This is a genomic window from Bacillus sp. RHFS10, from assembly GCF_016757475.1.
GTDB classification, from domain to species: domain Bacteria; phylum Bacillota; class Bacilli; order Bacillales; family Bacillaceae; genus Bacillus; species Bacillus subtilis_G.
Window position 1 is genome coordinate 110128 of record NZ_JAESPO010000003.1, and the last position, 18553, is coordinate 128680.

An 18553-nucleotide genomic window follows, 5' to 3' on the forward strand; every position below is an offset into this window, starting at 1 on the left:
CACAAGTAAATAATTTGGTTTTTTTGTATTTTTAAATTTTAAAAACCGTTATGTTCTTTTTGATCATTTCTGGGCACATAAAAAGATAGCGTGATTGATACCCTTTGAAGTCTAGGAAAGGCGAGCATTGGAGCAGACTTTCACAGGATGTGATGACGGTGGCGTTTATGCAGGACGCCCGAGCGATTAGCCGCCGTTCCTTTCATAACTGGTGAGCACCGACGCGCAGACTTGACAATGAATGCGAGGGTTTTTCGACACGAAAAAAATCCCGGACATGCCGGGATCTTAATTTCCTGTCATAATGCTTTGATAAAAAGCGGATTGCTGTTCAAGAAACCGTTTCGTTTCCCTGCTGTTCAAATAAAAGCTTTCCCAGTCCTGTTCGTTTATTTTCCGCTTCCACTCGGGCGAAGATGTGACCTTCTTTAGCGCTTGATCCCAGTAAGAAATCTCTTCCTCCGACATGTTTTTCGGGCCCAAAATCCCTCTCCAATGAGAAAACACAAATGGGATCCCCTGCTCCTTCCACGTCGGTACGTCTGGGAAACCGGAAAGTCTTTTATCAGACGTTACAGCAGCTAACGTGATATCTCCGTGCCGCTCATATGGTTTCGCTTCAGAAAGTGTCATTGAAGCCGCTTCTATCTCATGTCTGATCAGCGCCTGAATGAGCTGTTCACTGCTTTCATACTGCAAAAATTGAATATTAAAAGGGTCAATGCCGTACATATCTGCCGCTCTGACGAACGAAAGCTGATCATCATTTCCAAACCCCGGCGCAAAGCCGATTTTTACCTTACCGGGATTCATCTTAATCTTATTCAGCAAATCCTTGCCGTTTGCTATCGCCGATCCTTTTGGCAATGCAACCGTATGCCATTCCTTAGAGAGAATGGCAAGCAGAGTAAAATCGCCCGTTTTTAATTTGCTCTGCCCGAGAAGATCATTGCTCAGGATTAAACTGGACGTCATGCTGATGGTCTGTTTACTGCTTTTGTTGACATACTTCCAGCCTTTATCTCCCCCGCCGCCCGGTTTATAGACGATATGAACTTCACCCTTTACGATCTGCTTCTGCCGCAGAACGGATTGGATCGCCTGCGCTGTGACATCCCAGCCGCCAGAAGGCTCGGCGGGGACGACAATTTCAACCGGCCCGTCCGGCAGGCGCGGCGCAGCCGCCTGCCGGATGTCACCCTGCATAAAAAGCAATAGCGCAATCAATAGAATCATACATTTTTTCATATCTAATCCGCCGCCAAATAATATTTTCTCTCCGGCCTGCCGATAATCCCGTACTCAAGCTCGGCTCGTGCTTCTTCCTTTGACACAAGGTACTCTGCATAACGGCGGGCAGTCGTTCGTGACGCCCCCATTTTTTCCCCAAGCTCTTCCGCTGTCAATCCTTCTAACGCATTCCGAAGCGCTTCCTTAATTTTTCGCAGTGTAATCGAATTAATGCCTGTCGGCAACTCCTCTGCCGGCAAAGATGTCTTCACACCGTTCCCGAATATATGATCGATTAAAGATTGGCTGACCTCCGGCTGAGACAAAAGTAGCTTCCTTTTTTCTTTATACTGAAGCAGCACCTGTCTGAACTTGTCAGCCGTTACGGGTTTGATCAAATAGTGGGCTATCCCGGCCCGGAGTGCTTCTTGTAAATGCCGGGTTTCTGTTGCCGCTGTGATAATCATAATATCCACTTCGGGAAAACGCCTTCGTATCTCAGGTATCAATGTGGTCCCAAGCTCGTCCGGCATATAAATATCCAGCAGAAGCAAATCAGCCCTTTGTTTCTCCAAAAGCGCCATTGTTTCTTTAGCGTTTGCCGCCTTGCCGATAACCTTGAATCCATCAAGCTGTTCAATCAATCTCTCATGGATTTGCGCAACCCGAAAATCATCCTCCGCAATCGCGATGTGAATCAAATGGATTCCCCCTTTGTTTCTCCTTCGGTATAAATACAGTGAATACCGCACCGCCAGTTTTTTGATTCGCCAGTTCAATCCAGCCGCCCAGTTCATGCACTGAGTCTTTGACATTGGCCAGACCGTAGCCTCTCTTCATCCCCTTTGAAGAAAAGCCTCTTTGAAACACAGCTTCCATCTTATCGGGCGGCACACCGGGCCCTGTGTCCGATACTTCGATGACAATGTCATGCCCTATATCCGTGATGAAAAACAATACCTCCTTCACGCTTTGATCGACTACAGCTTCGAAAGCGTTATCAATTAGGTTCCCGATAATCGTAATGAGATGGGATAAGCCGATATGTGCAGGAAGAGGCGCGAGCGAGCTGTTATCATCGATAGCCAGCTTGACCTTTTTTTCCGAAGCTTTGCCCATTTTCCCCAGCAAAATCGCCTGTACCTGCTGTGAATCGATGTTCTGGAATAATATATCATGCTGTTCATTTTGTATCGTGTATTCTTCTTTAATCAGATCAACGGCTTCATCATACTCCCCAAGCTCAAGCAGCCCTAAGATCGCGTAAAGCTTATTTGAAAATTCATGGGTCTGAGCCCTAAGATCCTCTGAATATTTGCGGACCTCTGTCAGTTTGTCGATCAGTTTTTTCAGCTCTGTTTTCTCCCGGAAACTGACGACAATCCCATACGCCTGCCCGCCTTGAGTCATCACTTTCGTATTGATAATAAAGACTTGATCGTTGACACTTACCTCCTGGTTCGGCAGCATCTCTCCTTGCTCAAGCACATTCTTCAGCCCGGCGCCCGGCATGACATCATCAATAGGAAGATGGATCACAGGCTCGGGAAGCTTCAGCATCTCAGCAGCCGACACGTTCATCATCGTGACGACGCCTTCCCGATTGGTAGCAATAACCCCTTCTCGAATCGCGAAAAGCATTGCATTCCTCTCCCGATAAAGAGACGCGATCTCATGCGGCTCAAGGCCAAGCGTATCCTTCCTGATGCTTTTCGCCAGCGCGGCGGCACCGGCAAATCCAAGCAGCAGCACAAGCACAGCGATCACACTCAAATTTCTCAAATGTTTTTTGATGCTTTGCTCTGTCTCCGTTTGCAGAAAATCAACAGATACGCTGCCGATCACTTGGCTGTATCCCTTCTGTTCTTTCATAATCGGGGCGCTCCCTCTGATCACCCGCCGTTCATCCGCTTTTGTTTCAGAAACGTGTGAGCCGCCAAACAAAATTTCTCTGCTGCGCTCCAGCTTCTTTTGGCCGTTTTTGCCCGAGGCGCTCCGAATGCCTCCTTTTTCATCTAAAATATAAATAGCATAAGCGCCAGTCTGTTCTTTCATTTGTTCAATGACCTCTTGCGCCTCTGCCGCATGTCCGCCTTTTCTCTCAATAAGCTCTTTAGCCGGCGGCATATAGGAAATGGTTCTCGCCGTCTGAACCGCAAGCTGCTCAGCCTGTCTTCGTTCTTCCTGTGTATGCTGAACGGCTAACGTAATGGTCAGCACACCAATGACAAAAACCAGCAGAGCCGCAATCAGCCCCATTATTTTTGTTTGCAGAGAAAAATGGAACCGCTTTTTCACCACAGCACCAGCCGTCCTTTCTACCTAGATCATACCATTTTTCATAGCTAATTTTCTTATTTTTCAAAATCCATTATCTTGAAAAGGGCAAAATATTGGAGGAATGTAGATTCGTTGAATGGAGTGAATATAAAAAAGACAGACCGCGTCTGCCTTTTCTTTCTACCATATTCCTAGTACTTTCCACCATAATCCACCGATAACAAGCCATACGACAATATGGACGATTGACAGGATAAATCCGATGGACCACCATTTGCTTTGCGGAACATAGCCTGCTCCGAAGAAAACCGGAGCCGCTCCAGCGCCGTAGTGAGTCGTTGAACCGAACAGGTTGCTGAAGAACGCGAGGCTCAATGCTGCCAAAAGCGGCGGTGCGCCCGCTGCCACGATCACAGCCAAAAATGCTGAATACATCGCGCTGATGTGGGCTGTCGCGCTTGCAAAGAAATAGTGTGAATAGAAATACACAACAATTAAGATTAAGAATGCCACAATCCAAGAGAACCCTGATACAGATGATTTCATGGCATTACTGAACCAAGACACCATGCCTAACTCATTCAGGAAGTTGGCCAGCATGACAAGCGCCGCAAACCAAGTCAGCGTATCCCAAGCGCCCTGTTCTTTCTTAATGTCATCCCAAGTCAGAACCTGTGATAATAATAGAACAGCCAAACCGATCAATGCGGTTGTGGTTGCGTCGATGTTGAAGCTGCCGCCAAAAATCCACAGCACAAGCACTAAAAGAAATACGATAACCATGGAAAGCTCTGATTTTTTGAACGGTCCCATTTCTTTCAGTTTTTCTGTTGCGATTTTCGCAGCATCCGGTGTTTCTTTGATCTCCGGCGGATACAGTTTGTAAATCACAAGCGGTGTGATGATCAAGCTTACAAGCCCCGGTACAATCGCGGCAATTGCCCAGCTTGTCCATGTTAAGTCCACTCCTGCGACATCATGGGCCAGCTTGGCAATCAGCGGGTTCGCTGCCATCGCCGTTAAGAACATGGCAGATGTAATCAGGTTCCCCTGAAAACCGGTTTTTAATAAGAAGGCGCCGATTTTTCTCTCTGTTCCATTTGCCGGGCTTGATCCGAATGTTTCGGATAATGATCTGATAATAGGAAAGATAATGCCTCCTGCACGCGCCGTATTACTTGGAATGGCAGGTGAAAGTATTAAATCACTGAACAGCAGTGAATAAGAAAGCCCAAGGGTTTTTTTTCCGAATTTCTGAACGAATACATACGAAATCCTCGCACCGAGTCCGGTTTTGATAAATCCCCGGGAAATAAAGAATGCGATGACGATCAGCCAGATGGTCTTATTCCCGAATCCGCTTAATGTATCCTCAATTGATAGTGTTCCAGTTAGTGCAGTAACCGCCAATGCAAAAATGGAAATTGCACCCATTGGCAAGGGCTTGGAGATAAAGCCGATAATTGTCGCGACAAAGATCGCAAACAAATGCCAAGCTTTAGGTTCAAGTCCGGACGGAGCGGGAATAAACCAGATGATCAATCCCACAGCGACAGTAATAAGCAATGGTACAAGTTTTACTGCTGACTGTTTTCCTGCGTCTTTTTCTGAAGCCATAAATAGGTCTCCTCCTATATACTTGTTTTCTAATCCCCTTTCCCATTCTACTCCTTAACTAAATTAATAAATAATTTAATTAATTAAAAAAACACAAAGGTGAGCAGCCCTTTGTGTTTTTCATTTCTTAATTTACTTTACCCGCACCCGCTTGAGATATAACATTCGATTTCACATTCGCGGAATCATCGATTGTGCCGTGGAGAGATGGTTTCCAGCCGACAGAAGAGCTCAGCCCGTTTGCAGCTGATGCGCTGATCTGCGTGCCATTCAGCAATGTGCCTGAGTCATATAAAGCCGTTCCACCCTTAAATACGCTGATTGTTTTCTCAGCTGACAGTCCCGGTACGTCAATGACATTGTTTTGAGCATAGATTTTAGATGACTTTCCGATTCCCCATGCATAACTGAAAGCATAGCCGGAGGAGCTTTTGCTGCCTTCATAATAGTTGTTGTATACGTGCACTTGCCCGAAGCGGACTCTCGGTGCGCGCTGAACGATATTTTTGTAGCGGTTATGGTGAAGCGTAATTTTTAATTTGCCATCATCGGAGGTTTTGCTGTCGCTTGATCCAAAAATGGAGCTTTTATCGTGATCGTGATAATAGTTGTAAGACATCGTGATATAGTTGGCGCCGTTAGAAGCATCTGTTTGGCCGTCATGATGCTGATATTCTCTTCCATAATACTTTGGTGATGTACTGTCAGGACGGGATCCGTCATTAAATGTGCAATGGTCAATCCATATATGCGTGCCGCCGTTTATTGTGATGTTGTCATATTGTGAGTTCCAGTTTCCTGAGCTCCCGTCAGTCGGGTCCCATTGCGGAAAATAGTCATAAGCATCCTGGAATTCGATGTTGCGGATGATGACATTATCACTCTTGATTTGGAAGTTTCCGCCCACGATTTTGGCATTTGTCCCTGAACCGACAATCGTTGTATTCGCAGGAATGTCAATCATCACTCGTGCTTTTTGGTTTTTTTGAGAACGTTCTCTGGCTTCTTCCTGTGTGCCGGAAGGCTCTTTTTTGCCCCATGTGCTTGGATCATAAGCTTTTAAATATTTGTTGAAATCGTACTCTGGGTCAGCATAATCATCTGCGTCAAGCGGCTTCAGATTGTCATCGACATTCATGTCAATCGTACCCTTGATGTAAATGATTTTAGGCGTCGTATCCGTTTTCTTGCCTAATGCAGAGACAAGTTGGTTTCTGTTGCTGACGGTATACACGTTCGAGGACGATGCTTTTGATCCGCCTGTCGTGCCGGTCGAGTACGCGCCCCAGCCATCATTTGACCCTAACGTCTGATGGCCTAAATCCGCCGCGTTCGCGCCAGCTGGAGTCAACCCTAAGAATAGAGCCGTAGCTAACATCACTTTTTTCATTCTCTATGAACCCCCAATTTCTATTTTGTGAGATTATATCCCAATTTCTCACAAAGATTATGATAGCAAATTGAGGGGCATGCAGAACCGAAAATGTTCCGCTATCTTATTGCGGCATTCTGCAAACCATACACCGCAAAGACCGCAAAAAACCCAAAAGGTCAAAGTTTGCCTTTTGGGTTATATCCCTGCTTTAAGCCCAGGATTTCACTTTTTCATTATCTGTCACAAAAAGAAGCACTTTCCCTTCATCTAAACGTTTTTCGAATTGAGCGGCCTCATCTTCAGAAAAGCCGATTTCATGAATTTGATTGCGGAGCTCGTCACCTTTTTTATTAAACATGTTCCCTACCGCGTGCTTGAGACCCGTTTCTTTGGCTCCGATCGTGTTGGCATTCGTGTTGTCTGCAAGCCGTTCCGTTCTATCATCGTCGTGAGCTAAGACGTATACATCCTCTTTCGCAACACCCATTTGCTGTAATTCTTCCACATCCTTCATGAGCTGTTCGTCGTTTGTATACTCTTTTACAACTGGTTTCATCTCAACATTCCTCCTTCATGTTTTCTATATTTTTTTATACCCGATCGCATATTGATAAAACAGATTCCAGAACATTGAGGAGAAAAACAGGAAGAATGGTAGTAGCCATTTATTTTCCGCCCATGGTAAAGTGATAGGAACGACAGATATTTTCAGAAAAGTCAAAATCGAAGAGAAACCGCTGCACGGAGCAAACGATCATGAATGGCTGTCTTTATCCGTACAAGCAGGAGGTATGTCTAATGCAATACTTTTCACCAGAACAGCAATACAATGCATGGATTGTGAGTGATTTAGTCAAACAGATTTTCCATCAGCGGACCGGCTGTTCACCCGGAATTCACGAGCTGGCGGTCTTTGCTGAGGAAAAATATCAAATCGATATCGACTTTGTTTTCTCGATTATCATGAATATTGGCGACATTGAATTCGCGCTCTCAGAGGAAATAGAAAAGAAATTGTCCGGCTATCTCGGCGCTCTCCTTCCATATGTCAACGCTGACATGCTTGAAACCTCTAAAGCCAATGCCAATGCGTTTTTATCCCGCAGACACGGCAATGCTGTATACCATTTATTTGTGTCTGATGATGCTTTCATGAAAAAGCAGTAAGCCCGCATCTTTCTTTATTTAAAAAATATTGACATGATGAGCCATGTTATTATAGTGTTTACATGTGATAATGATTCTCATTACTAAATCTAAAAAAAGGAAGAATGACATGCGCACCTATTCTAACAAGTTGATTGCCATCATGAGTGTTTTATTAATCGCCTGCTTCATTATATCGGGCTGTTCATCCAGCCAGAATAACAGCGGAAGCAGCGAAAGCAAGTCTAAGGATTCCAGAGTGATCCAGCACGAAGAAGAAAAAACAACAGTAAGCGGCACACCTAAACGAGTGGTTGTCCTTGAGCTTTCATTCTTGGATGCTGTATACAATCTCGGCATTACGCCGACGGGCATCGCCGATGACAACAAAAAAGATATGATTAAAAAGCTTGTCGGCAGCTCAATTGATTATACATCTGTAGGTACACGCAGCGAACCGAATCTTGAGGTCATCAGTTCCTTGAAGCCTGATTTAATCATCGCTGATGCTGAGCGCCATAAAAACATTTATAAACAGCTGAAACAAATCGCCCCAACGATTGAATTAAAAAGCCGGGAAGCGACATATGACGAGACGATCGACAGCTTTACAACCATTGCTAAAGCATTAAATAAAGAAGATGAAGGAAAAGAAAAGCTTGCCGAGCACAAAAAAGTCATCAACCATCTAAAAGGGGAACTTCCGAAAGATGAAAACCGCAGCATCGTCCTCGGGGTTGCAAGAGCAGATTCATTCCAGCTTCATACGTCATCATCTTATGACGGAGAAATCTTTAAAATGCTCGGTTTTACACACGCTGTCAAATCGGATAACGCCTATCAAGAGGTCAGCCTCGAGCAACTAAGCAAAATCGACCCGGATATTTTGTTCATTTCAGCCAATGAAGGCAAGACCATTGTAGATGAATGGAAAACGAATCCGCTCTGGAAAAATCTCAAAGCGGTGAAAAACGGACAAGTCTATGATGCGGACCGTGACACTTGGACAAGATTCAGAGGCATCAAGTCTAGTGAAACAAGCGCCAAAGACGTGCTTAAAAAAGTGTATAATAAGTAGGACAATGAGAAGCGAGGGGAGATCCTTGCTTCTTCGTTTTTGCAACCAGACGCAGTAAGGAAGTGAGACTGTTGTATCATTCAGCCAAACGGCGTTCATCATCAAGACTGATGATGTTCCTCATCGCACTAATCATTTTGATATTCGGGCTTGGGCTGAATCTTTCAGTAGGAGCCTCAGATATCAGCATCATAGATTCATTGAAATACCTTTTTGTATGGGACGGTTCAAAGGAACAGCTCATCATCTCTACTCTTCGCCTTCCCCGCACATTAATCGGCGTTTTCGTCGGCGCCAGCCTGGCCGTAGCAGGGGCGCTGATGCAGGCCATGACCAGAAACCCTTTGGCTTCGCCTCAAATTTTCGGTGTGAATGCGGGTGCGTCTCTTTTTGTTGTTGCCGCTCTCGTCATTCTGCCGGCATCGCCCTATTCCTCCGTTGTATTCGCTTTTGCGGGTGCGGCCGCAGGAGGCGCGATTGTGTATACGATTGCCTCATCCGGCGGAATGACACCTGTCAAGCTGGCGCTGTCGGGAATGGCGGTGCATTTGTTCCTCTCCTCCATGACACAGGCCATCATTATTTTAAATGAGTCGGGAGAGGATGTTCTGTACTGGATGACAGGCGCGATAGACGGCAGCAATTGGCAGGACGTCATGACCATCGCTCCGTTTTCTGTCATCGGCATCGGGCTTGCCCTCATGTTTTCCGGTTCTATTTCTGTTCTCGGTCTCGGTGACGAAACGGCAAAAGGGCTTGGGCAAAATATGAACGGCATCCGGATTCTGATTAGTTTTGTCATTTTAATTCTTTCCGGCGCTTCCGTAGCCGTCGCCGGGCCGATCGGCTTTGTCGGACTGCTCGTTCCGCATATTGTCCGCAAGCTGATCGGAGAACATTATCAATATGTGCTTCCGTTTTCAGCGCTGTTCGGTGCTATTTTGCTGGTGTACGCAGATGTTCTGGCCAGATGGATTGCCTTTCCTTATGAATCACCGGTCGGCATTGTCACCGCGATTATCGGAACACCATTCTTCTTATATTTGGCAAGGAAAGGGCGAAATCTGAAATGAAGAAAACAACCAGAAAGCAAAAACGCCCCTTGCTGGCGATACTCATATTGGCTGTGCTTCTGATCGTTCTGTCTATCATCAGCATCGGCTTCGGTGCATTATACATTTCCCCGGATGCGGTGGTGACGAATTTGCTGGGCCTGGATCAATCCTTTGAATTCATCATCCAGCAATACCGCCTTCCACGGATACTATTAGCGATTTTGGCCGGTGCTGGACTGGCCGCGGCCGGAGCGATTTTGCAGGGCGTCATCCGAAATCCCCTTGCGTCTCCGGACGTTGTCGGCATTTCAAAAGGGTCCGGACTCGCGGCGATGACAGTGATTCTAATGTTTCCTGAATCGCCGGTGTACGTGCTTCCGTTCTCCGCATTTGCCGGAGCAGCCATTATTGCTGTACTATTGTTAATGATCGCCCGAAAAAAAGGCATTCAGCCCTCTTCATTGGCTTTATCAGGCATCGCATTAGGCGCGGTCTGCCATGCCGGGATGCAATATATGATGGTCAAGTTTCCGGGCGACGTCAATGCAGCGCTCATTTGGCTGACAGGCAGCCTCTGGGGAAGAAACTGGGAAGAAGTCAAGCTCCTTGCGCCATGGCTTCTTGTCCTTTTGCCGATTGTCTGCATCCTCATTCCGAAGCTGGATCTGATGTCACTCGGAGATGAGCTAGCACAGGGTCTCGGCGAAAACGCAAACAGGCTGAGATTCATCCTGATTTTCACCGCAGTTGCACTGGCGGGGAGCTGTGTAGCCGTCGTCGGATCAATCGGTTTTATCGGGCTGCTTGCGCCGCATATCGCCAGAAGGCTTGCCGGAGAAAAAGCTAAATATTTACTGCCTGCATCGGCATTGATTGGTGCTATTATCTTATTAATTGCAGATACGTTAGGGCGCAGCATCATGCCTCCGGTTGAAATACCTGCCGGAATATTAACAGCCGTGATCGGAGCGCCTTATTTCTTATATTTATTGAAATTCGAAGCGAGGAAACAGTAGGGAGAGGATACCATGGGAAAACTGGCTGCAGACCAGCTCACTCTTTCATATGACAGCACGGTGATTATTGACGGAGTCGACTTAAAGATAGAAGAAGGAAAAATCACTGCGCTCATCGGTGCCAATGGCTGCGGGAAATCAACAATCCTCAAATCGCTCGCCAGGCTGATGGCTCCAAAAAGCGGTACGGTCCTATTGGAAGGAAAAGATATACACCGCCAGCCGTCAAAAGAAGTCGCCAAAAAGCTGGCCATTCTTCCTCAATCGCCTCAGGCGCCTGAAGGATTGACAGTGGAGGAATTATGCTATTTTGGCAGACATCCTCATAAAAAGCTATTATCCAAGCATACCCAAGAGGATCACGATATGGTAGAGTGGGCGCTAGAAGCAACGGGAATGATTGAGCTGAAAGAACGGACACTGGATGCCCTCTCAGGCGGCCAAAGACAAAGAGCATGGATTTCCATGGCGCTTGCTCAAGGCACTGATTTACTTTTGCTTGATGAACCGACCACGTATTTAGACATTTCACACCAGATTGAAGTGCTTGAACTGCTGAAAAAGCTGAACCGCGATCACGGCCGCACCGTTGTGATGGTGCTCCATGATTTAAACCAGGCCGCTCAATATGCCGACTATCTGATCAGTGTGCTGGACGGAAAAATATACAATGCCGGTACACCGGAAGATGTGTTTACCCAGCCGTTTTTCCGTGAAGTCTTCGGCTTGGAATGCTGCATCATGAGAAGCCCGATCGACCAGAAGCCCATGTGCCTGCCGACGGGGCTGTGCCCGAAATTACGGGCGACATAAAAAGGAGAGGAAACCCCTCTCCTTTTTTGTATGCCAGCTTACCTTTTGTATTTCTCCTCCTCTCCATGTTACAGTGGTGTCAATGAAATGATAGGAGGATGAAAATGACAGCATCTCAGCAGCAAATTCAATTAGCAAAACGTCCGCAAGGTGTTCCCGTTCATGAAGACTTTCGCTTTGAAACCATTCCGGTCCCCGAGCCGAAACAAGGGGAAGTGCTTGTCAAAACGCTTTATGTATCCGTTGACCCTTATATGCGCGGCCGTATGCAGGATACGAAGTCATATGTCGAACCGTTCGGCTTGAATGAACCGCTCTCTGGCGGGGTGATCGCTGAAGTCGTGTCAGACGGTGAGCATCTGAAAAAAGGCGATATCGTCATCGGAAACCTCAACTGGCAGGAATTTTCCGCTGTGAGCGAGTCTGCCTTGCGAAAAATTGATACAAGCCTCGCTCCCGCTTCGGCCTATCTCGGCATTTTAGGAATGACCGGCTTGACGGCATATTTTGGACTGCTGGACATCGGGCGCCCGAAAGAAGGCGAAACCGTTGTTGTCTCCGGAGCTGCGGGAGCCGTCGGTTCAACGGTTGGACAAATTGCCAAAATCAAAGGCGCGCGAGTTGTCGGCATCGCGGGCTCTGATGAAAAAATCGCCTATTTAAAACAGGAGCTGCAGTTTGACGAAGCCATCAATTACAAAACAGCTGATGATATTCAAAAAGCACTTGAAAACGCTTGTCCTGACGGTGTCGACGTATACTTTGACAATGTCGGCGGGCCGATTTCAGATGCGGTCATGAACCTGCTCAATGAATTTGCCCGCATTCCGGTGTGCGGTGCCATTTCTTCCTATAATGCGGAAAGCGATGCGGATGACATGGGCCCCCGCGTCCAATCGAAGCTGATCAAAACGAAGTCGCTGATGCAAGGGTTTATCGTAGGCGACTACTCCGACCGTTTTCCTGAAGGAGCAAAACAGCTGGCCGAATGGCTGAAGGATGGAAAGCTTCATTACGAGGAAACCATCACAGAAGGCTTCGAAAACATTCCTGACGCGTTTCTCGGCTTGTTTAAAGGCGAAAATAAAGGAAAACAGCTGATCAAAGTCAGTGATCCGAGCTGATATGATAATGAAAACAAGGAGGGCTTTTCGCCCTCCTTTTGTTTTTGTATGAGGTCAGATACGAAGAATCAAAGTGAGAAAGCCATCTTCATCAGGTTCAGTGTCTTCCAACGTAAATCCCGCTGCTTGAAAGCAAGCCACACTAATTTGATTGTCTTCTTCAATGCACGCGGCCCATTCCCGCACTCTCGTCAAATCAGGATGATTACGCAGGTTTTGCAATATCTGTTTTCCATACCCTTGAAGCCGGTACAAAGGATTGACGATCAATCCAATATACGCCCGCTCCTCCACGAACTCCATAACGACCATTCCCGCCGGCAGCTGCCCGTCATATGCCATGATGACAGAATCGTTTTCATCTTCATTCACTCGTGCATACCACACATCTAATGGCAACATCCCATCCATTCTCCGCCTGGTATCCTCATTTCGGAACCAGTGTTCAATGATTTTCAGCTCAGGCTCCTTCACTATTTGAAATCTGTCTATTGAAGCCATCTCCCCACCCCCGCGCATAACCTTTTCTATTATTTTACAACAAAAAAGAAGGGCTTTTCGCCCTCCTTTTTATTTCGTTTTCAGTTTTCCGCCTGCATACACAGCTTCACTCAGCTCCACACCAAGCTTCTTCGCCATTTTCTTCAGCTTTGACTCTTCCAGTTTTGTGACGAGGCTCAGTACGTTCCCTTCTTTCCCAGCTCGGCCTGTTCGGCCTGATCTGTGAACGTAGCCATCTTCGTCAGGAATATCGGCATGAATCACGTACGGCAGGTTTTCAATGTCCAAGCCGCGTGCGGCAATGTCAGTCGCCAATAAGAGCGGGAATTCCCCGTCTTCGAATGCGGCAATGATTTTCGCACGCTCCATTTTTTTCGCTTCACTGTGCAGCACGCCGAGATCGACATGGTGATACTCCAGCTTTTCCGCATACACACTCAGGTTGCCGATATCTCTCACAAACACGAGTGCCTGCATGCCTTGAAGCCTTGACAGCTTTTGCAGCAGCTTCACTTTATCACGCTGGTCGCAAATCAGATATTGATGTTTCACTTTCCCAGCTTCCGCCTTGCTTCGCTGCACCTTCAACACCTCAGGCTCATGCGCCAATTCGCGGATCACGTCCTCTGTTTCCTGTTTGAGCGTGGCAGAGAAGCACAGAAGCTGGCGGTCTCTTAATGTCGTTTTCATGATTTGCTTGATCGTTTCGCGATGCTCCGGCAGGATAAGTTGATCCGTTTCATCAAGCACGATCGTTTTCACTTCATGCATCTTTAATTTCTTCGCTTTAATCAGTTCAAACACCCTGCCTGGCGTGCCGACAATGATATGCGGATGTTTCTTCAGCTTTTCGACCTGCTTCTTCACGTTCGCCCCGCCGATTAAGGAAGCCGCGCGCAGCTCCGAGCCCGCTTTCCAATCCTGAATCACCTGAAAGATCTGCATCACCAGCTCACGCGAAGGCGCTAAGATCACTGTCTGCGGATGCTTCTGATCTGGTTTGATCCGCTCCATGACCGGAAGCGCGTACGCCAGCGTCTTGCCTGTGCCTGTCGGCGATTCCGCGATGACATCCTTTCCGTCCATAATCAGCTGAGCCGCCTGTTCCTGAACAGGCGTCGGCTTTTGAAAGCCGGAAGCATTCCAATTCTCTTGTATAAATGATTGTGCATTATGTAAAAATGGCCAAGTTTGCGTCATTTTTGTTCTCCTCAATTCGTGAAATCTATTCCATAGTATCTCAAAAGCTCGCCCAGAACGCAATTTTTCTTTTTCTTTCCTATACCTTTCAACATTTCGATTCCTCCTTTATAATCATAAGGGTGAATAATACACGCCGATTGTGCGTGTTTGATAAACGATAGAGGTGTAAATATGAGTATTTTATCTGTAAAGGATTTAAGTCACGGCTTCGGTGACCGGGCCATTTTTAATAACGTCTCCTTCCGCCTGCTAAAAGGCGAGCACGTCGGGCTGATCGGCGCAAACGGTGAAGGAAAATCCACCTTCATGAATATTATTACCGGAAAGCTTGAACCTGATGAGGGAAAAGTCGAATGGTCAAAAAATGTCCGTGTCGGCTATCTGGATCAGCATACCGTGCTGGAAAAAGGAAAATCCATTCGTGATGTCCTAAAAGACGCGTTCCATTATTTATTTGCGATGGAAGAGGAAATGAACGAGATTTACAACAAAATGGGCGAAGCTGATCCCGATGAACTCGAAAAGCTGCTTGAAGAAGTCGGCGTGATTCAAGACGCGCTGACGAATAATGATTTTTATGTCATTGATTCTAAGGTGGAAGAAATCGCCCGGGGACTCGGTTTGAGCGATATCGGATTGGAGCGTGATGTCACCGATTTGAGCGGCGGACAGCGCACCAAGGTTCTTCTCGCCAAGCTTCTCCTTGAAAAACCGGAAATTCTGCTTCTCGATGAGCCGACCAACTATCTTGATGAGCAGCATATTGAGTGGCTGAAACGCTACCTGCAGGAATACGAGAACGCGTTTATCCTGATTTCCCATGACATTCCGTTCTTAAACAGCGTCATCAACCTGATTTATCATGTTGAAAATCAAGAGCTCACACGCTATGTCGGCGACTACCATCAGTTTATGGAAGTCTACGAGGTGAAGAAACAGCAGCTTGAAGCAGCCTACAAAAAGCAGCAGCAAGAAGTCGCGGAGCTGAAGGATTTCGTTGCCCGCAACAAAGCCCGTGTCAGCACAAGAAACATGGCGATGTCCCGCCAAAAGAAACTCGATAAGATGGATATGATCGAGCTTGCGGCAGAAAAGCCAAAACCGGAATTCCACTTCAAGTCGGCGAGAACGTCAGGCAAGCTGATATTTGAAACGAAGGATTTAGTCATTGGTTACGATTCCCCGCTGTCACGCCCGCTCAACCTCCGCATGGAGCGCGGGCAAAAAATCGCCCTTTACGGCGCAAACGGGATCGGAAAAACGACCTTGCTGAAAAGCCTGCTTGGCGAAATCCAGCCGCTTGAAGGCTCGGTTGAACGCGGCGAGCACCTTTTTACCGGCTATTTCGAGCAAGAGGTCAAGGAGTCAAACAACAATACGTGCATCGAAGAGGTATGGAGCGAATTCCCTTCTTACACGCAGTACGAAATCCGGGCCGCTCTGGCCAAATGCGGGCTGACGACAAAACATATCGAAAGCCGCGTATCCGTATTAAGCGGGGGCGAAAAAGCGAAAGTCAGATTGTGCAAGCTGATCAATTCAGAAACAAACCTGCTGGTGCTCGATGAACCGACAAACCACTTGGATGTCGACGCGAAGGAAGAGCTCAAGCGCGCGCTTAAAGAATACAAAGGCTCCATTCTGCTCATCTCCCACGAGCCAGAGTTTTATATGGATATCGCGACAGAAACGTGGAACTGCGAGTCTTGGACGACGAAAGTGCTTTAAATCGAAGAAAACCCGCCTGCTGAAGGGCGGGTTTTTCACTGCCATTTTTTCTGAACGATTCTCAGAAGCTCTCTGTCTTTTAAAATGAGCTGCAATGGCGATGTGAATTCATCAAGTGTCAGCTCTCTTTTCGCCGATAGCTTAAAGTCCTCCTCATCAGCCCATGCGGTGAACCACTCGACAGAAAAGCTGTTTTTCATGACGCTGTGTATGTATTGATACAATGCCTGTAAACACTTCTGATCATATTCGTCAGGCTTTGCCTTATCCATGGCAAACGTCCCCTCTACAGCATGGACCATCACATGATATGGCAATCGTAGATGAACGGATACATCCTCAGTTTCTTCAAGATAAATGCCCGCCGCGTCGATGCCTGACCTAAGCGGATGCCCTTTCCGCGAATGCCGTTCTTGCTGCCTGAAAAAACCGGTTTCTAAAGGCGTTTTAGCCGTTAAATAGTAAAATTTTGTCATAAAGGCTGTCCTTCCCCTGCACCATTTCGATTATGATGCCATTATAACGAATAACACATACTGACAGTAAAGGGGTATAACATGATCATCGAAAAAAAGAATTCAATGTAAATGGGCTTCAGTATACTATTCGATCAGCTCGTGTAGAAGAGGCACAAAAGCTGTCTGCCTTAAGGCTGAAGATTGATGGTGAAACGGAATACATGGATCGAGAGAAGGGCGAGGATTTTATAGATGAACTGGATTTTGAACAACGGATAAAGGAAGATACTGAGAAAAAGAGAAACTTATTTTTAGTGGCTGAAGTGCAGGAAAGGCTCGCGGGGTTTTCCAGATGTGAGGGAACTGATTTAAAACGATCCTCTCATAAAGCGGAGTTCGGTGTATGCGTGTTAAAAGAATTTTGGGGTTATGGCATTGGGAAGCATCTTTTACAGCAATCTCTCTCTTGGGCGGATACCAACGGAATGAAAAAAATCTCACTGAATGTCCTGGAAACAAACGAAAGAGCCATTTCACTATATAAGACCTACGGATTTGAAGCAGAAGGAATCTTAAAAAAGGAGAAATTGCTTTCTGACGGAAACTACTACAATACGGTTGTAATGGGAAGATTCCACGATTAAAAAAAGACACTGCCTCACGAGCAGTGTCTTTCGTTTTAATGTCCCGCCTTAACTCCGGCAAGATGTTTACGTCCCATGAGAAGGACAAGCATGCCGACAAAAACGACAACTCCGCCTACCGTATACGGTGTGCTTGCGGTGAAGTGTTCTGAGAGCATTCCCGCAATCCACGGAGCGAGCGCGCCGCCGATGAAGCGGACTGAGCTGTAGGCTGAAGACGCGATTGAACGTTCAACCGGCGCAGAACCCATCACAGCGGTTGTCATGATCGTATTCACCATACCGAGGACAGCACCGGCGACAACGATACATGTAATAATCAAAGTCTGATGGTCTGTCCAGATCCCCATGATCATGAGAATGACTGCAAAGGCGATAAAGAGAACGACAAGCGAACGCACTGTACCCAGCGCTTTATGCAAGATTGGCGCCGTAAAGACTGACGTAATGGCTAACAGCAGTCCCCATCCAAAAAAGACATATCCGAGACCGTGTTCATCTAAATCCAGCACGAACGGAGAATAAGCAAGCAAAATAAAAAATCCAAAGTTGTATAAGAACGCAGATGCCGCCATCGTCAGCAGGCCTTTATATTTGAGCGCCTTCATCGCATCAAACATACCGACTCGTTTCGCCGGTTTCGGCAATTTCGGCAGCATCAAAGAAATCGCGATTAACGCAATAAACATCAGGACAGATACGCCGAAGAACGGTGCGCGCCATGAGATGCTTCCGAGTTCTCCGCCTGCAAGCGGCCCGACCGAAATCCCGAGTCCGAGCGCCGCCTCGTACAAAATAATCGCTTGAGCGCTGCCCCCGACAGACACACCGACAATAACCGCAAGCGCTGTTGAAATAAACAATGCGTTTCCTAATCCCCAGCCGCCGCGATAGCCGACTAGCTGAGCAATTGAGCTTGAGCTGCCGCCAAGCCCCGCAAACACAATAATAAAAATAAGTCCGAGAATTAATGTCCATTTCGCGCCAATGCGGCTGGAAATGGCTCCTGAGAAAAACATCATAAATCCGGTGACAAGCAAATAACTTGTAAACAAGAGTGATACTTCACTAGGTGAAGCATGTAATTGTGCGGCAATTGCCGGAAGAATTGGATCGACCAGCCCGATTCCCATAAAGGAAATCACACAGGCAAACGCGACAGCCCATACCGCTTTCGGCTGACTGAGCAAGCCCGGCTTCTGATTCACTTGTGTTGTCTTATCCATTTGACTTGACCTCCATTTTTATTCCATTAAAAGAAACGCTACAAAATAGCGTTTGGAAA

Annotated in this window: 17 protein-coding genes and 1 pseudogene; 8 read left to right on the forward strand and 10 right to left on the reverse strand. The window is 46.8% G+C overall.

Going from position 1 to position 18553, the window contains the following annotated elements; all coding sequences use genetic code 11:
• Nucleotides 1–288: 288 nt before the first annotated feature.
• The 6 genes from JMN17_RS13135 to JMN17_RS13160 form a co-directional block, all read right to left on the reverse strand.
• Nucleotides 289–1248: a tripartite tricarboxylate transporter substrate binding protein gene (locus JMN17_RS13135; RefSeq protein ID WP_087992534.1), complete on the reverse strand. Its 960-nt coding sequence runs from the start codon at nucleotides 1246–1248 to the stop codon at nucleotides 289–291.
• Between the two features lie 2 nt (nucleotides 1249–1250).
• Nucleotides 1251–1931 carry a response regulator gene (locus tag JMN17_RS13140; protein WP_202328295.1) on the reverse strand — a complete coding sequence of 227 codons (681 nt, stop codon included), beginning with the start codon at nucleotides 1929–1931 and terminating at the stop codon, nucleotides 1251–1253.
• Nucleotides 1903–3531 carry a sensor histidine kinase gene (locus JMN17_RS13145; protein ID WP_202328296.1) on the reverse strand — a complete coding sequence of 543 codons (1629 nt, stop codon included), beginning with the start codon at nucleotides 3529–3531 and terminating at the stop codon, nucleotides 1903–1905. The genes JMN17_RS13140 and JMN17_RS13145 overlap by 29 nt, the downstream gene beginning before the upstream one ends.
• Nucleotides 3532–3690: 159 nt before the next feature.
• Nucleotides 3691–5127: an anion permease gene (locus tag JMN17_RS13150; RefSeq protein ID WP_202328297.1), complete on the reverse strand. Its 1437-nt coding sequence runs from the start codon at nucleotides 5125–5127 to the stop codon at nucleotides 3691–3693.
• Nucleotides 5128–5254: 127 nt separating this feature from the next.
• A complete protein-coding gene (locus JMN17_RS13155; RefSeq protein ID WP_202328298.1) occupies nucleotides 5255–6517 on the reverse strand; it encodes a pectate lyase family protein in 1263 nt (420 codons plus the stop codon).
• Between the two features lie 193 nt (nucleotides 6518–6710).
• Nucleotides 6711–7058: a general stress protein gene (locus tag JMN17_RS13160; RefSeq protein WP_010330324.1), complete on the reverse strand. Its 348-nt coding sequence runs from the start codon at nucleotides 7056–7058 to the stop codon at nucleotides 6711–6713.
• Nucleotides 7059–7300: 242 nt separating this feature from the next.
• Here JMN17_RS13160 and JMN17_RS13165 point away from each other — a divergent pair, with 242 nt between their 5' ends.
• The 6 genes from JMN17_RS13165 (at nucleotide 7301) to JMN17_RS13190 (ending at nucleotide 12734) form a co-directional block, all read left to right on the forward strand.
• Complete coding sequence (locus tag JMN17_RS13165) at nucleotides 7301–7669, forward strand: DUF3212 family protein (RefSeq protein WP_202328299.1); 369 nt, start codon at nucleotides 7301–7303, stop codon at nucleotides 7667–7669.
• A 109-nt stretch (nucleotides 7670–7778) separates the two neighbouring features.
• Nucleotides 7779–8726, forward strand: a complete 948-nt coding sequence (gene yfmC, locus JMN17_RS13170) for a Fe(3+)-citrate ABC transporter substrate-binding protein YfmC (RefSeq protein ID WP_202328300.1) — start codon at nucleotides 7779–7781, stop codon at nucleotides 8724–8726.
• Between the two features lie 71 nt (nucleotides 8727–8797).
• On the forward strand, nucleotides 8798–9799 hold the full coding sequence (gene fecD, locus JMN17_RS13175) for a Fe(3+) dicitrate ABC transporter permease FecD (RefSeq protein ID WP_087992527.1): 1002 nt from the start codon (nucleotides 8798–8800) through the stop codon (nucleotides 9797–9799).
• A complete protein-coding gene (gene yfmE, locus JMN17_RS13180) occupies nucleotides 9796–10797 on the forward strand; it encodes a Fe(3+)-citrate ABC transporter permease YfmE (RefSeq protein WP_202328301.1) in 1002 nt (333 codons plus the stop codon). Before fecD ends, yfmE begins: the two co-directional genes overlap by 4 nt.
• A 12-nt stretch (nucleotides 10798–10809) precedes the next feature.
• Nucleotides 10810–11610: a Fe(3+)-citrate ABC transporter ATP-binding protein YfmF gene (gene yfmF, locus JMN17_RS13185; protein WP_087992525.1), complete on the forward strand. Its 801-nt coding sequence runs from the start codon at nucleotides 10810–10812 to the stop codon at nucleotides 11608–11610.
• Between the two features lie 104 nt (nucleotides 11611–11714).
• Nucleotides 11715–12734 carry an NADP-dependent oxidoreductase gene (locus tag JMN17_RS13190; protein ID WP_202328302.1) on the forward strand — a complete coding sequence of 340 codons (1020 nt, stop codon included), beginning with the start codon at nucleotides 11715–11717 and terminating at the stop codon, nucleotides 12732–12734.
• 54 nt (nucleotides 12735–12788) lie between these two features.
• Here JMN17_RS13190 and JMN17_RS13195 read toward each other — a convergent pair whose 3' ends face one another.
• Nucleotides 12789–13235: a GNAT family N-acetyltransferase gene (locus JMN17_RS13195; RefSeq protein ID WP_087992523.1), complete on the reverse strand. Its 447-nt coding sequence runs from the start codon at nucleotides 13233–13235 to the stop codon at nucleotides 12789–12791.
• Nucleotides 13236–13304: 69 nt separating this feature from the next.
• Nucleotides 13305–14435, reverse strand: coding sequence for a DEAD/DEAH box helicase (locus JMN17_RS13200; RefSeq protein WP_087992522.1), 1131 nt, complete (start codon nucleotides 14433–14435; stop codon nucleotides 13305–13307).
• A gap of 174 nt (nucleotides 14436–14609) precedes the next feature.
• Between JMN17_RS13200 and JMN17_RS13205 the strand changes: the two genes are divergently transcribed.
• The gene (locus JMN17_RS13205) at nucleotides 14610–16166 is read left to right on the forward strand and encodes an ABC-F family ATP-binding cassette domain-containing protein (RefSeq protein ID WP_202328303.1); all 1557 of its coding nucleotides are present in this window, start codon (nucleotides 14610–14612) and stop codon (nucleotides 16164–16166) included.
• Nucleotides 16167–16284: 118 nt separating this feature from the next.
• Here the strand turns inward: JMN17_RS13205 and JMN17_RS13210 are convergent.
• Nucleotides 16285–16438, reverse strand: a pseudogene (locus JMN17_RS13210) (hypothetical protein).
• Nucleotides 16439–16770: 332 nt separating this feature from the next.
• Between JMN17_RS13210 and JMN17_RS13215 the strand changes: the two are divergent.
• Nucleotides 16771–17268 (forward strand): GNAT family N-acetyltransferase, encoded by a 498-nt coding sequence (locus JMN17_RS13215; protein ID WP_087992520.1) that lies wholly within the window; start codon nucleotides 16771–16773, stop codon nucleotides 17266–17268.
• Nucleotides 17269–17303: 35 nt separating this feature from the next.
• Here the strand turns inward: JMN17_RS13215 and JMN17_RS13220 are convergent, their stop codons facing one another.
• The gene (locus JMN17_RS13220) at nucleotides 17304–18494 is read right to left on the reverse strand and encodes an MFS transporter (RefSeq protein ID WP_087992519.1); all 1191 of its coding nucleotides are present in this window, start codon (nucleotides 18492–18494) and stop codon (nucleotides 17304–17306) included.
• Between the last annotated feature and the right edge of the window lie 59 nt (nucleotides 18495–18553).

Coding starts and splice junctions, on each gene's coding strand:
- JMN17_RS13155 (WP_202328298.1), bottom strand. CDS start 6,517: ATGAAAAAAGTGATGTTAGCTACGGCTCTATTCTTAGGGTTGACTCCA.
- JMN17_RS13160 (WP_010330324.1), bottom strand. CDS start 7,058: ATGAAACCAGTTGTAAAAGAGTATACAAACGACGAACAGCTCATGAAG.
- JMN17_RS13220 (WP_087992519.1), bottom strand. CDS start 18,494: ATGGATAAGACAACACAAGTGAATCAGAAGCCGGGCTTGCTCAGTCAG.
- JMN17_RS13135 (WP_087992534.1), bottom strand. CDS start 1,248: ATGAAAAAATGTATGATTCTATTGATTGCGCTATTGCTTTTTATGCAG.
- JMN17_RS13165 (WP_202328299.1), top strand. CDS start 7,301: ATGCAATACTTTTCACCAGAACAGCAATACAATGCATGGATTGTGAGT.
- JMN17_RS13195 (WP_087992523.1), bottom strand. CDS start 13,235: ATGGCTTCAATAGACAGATTTCAAATAGTGAAGGAGCCTGAGCTGAAA.
- JMN17_RS13190 (WP_202328302.1), top strand. CDS start 11,715: ATGACAGCATCTCAGCAGCAAATTCAATTAGCAAAACGTCCGCAAGGT.
- JMN17_RS13150 (WP_202328297.1), bottom strand. CDS start 5,127: ATGGCTTCAGAAAAAGACGCAGGAAAACAGTCAGCAGTAAAACTTGTA.
- yfmF (WP_087992525.1), top strand. CDS start 10,810: ATGGGAAAACTGGCTGCAGACCAGCTCACTCTTTCATATGACAGCACG.
- yfmE (WP_202328301.1), top strand. CDS start 9,796: ATGAAGAAAACAACCAGAAAGCAAAAACGCCCCTTGCTGGCGATACTC.
- yfmC (WP_202328300.1), top strand. CDS start 7,779: ATGCGCACCTATTCTAACAAGTTGATTGCCATCATGAGTGTTTTATTA.
- JMN17_RS13205 (WP_202328303.1), top strand. CDS start 14,610: ATGAGTATTTTATCTGTAAAGGATTTAAGTCACGGCTTCGGTGACCGG.
- JMN17_RS13200 (WP_087992522.1), bottom strand. CDS start 14,435: ATGACGCAAACTTGGCCATTTTTACATAATGCACAATCATTTATACAA.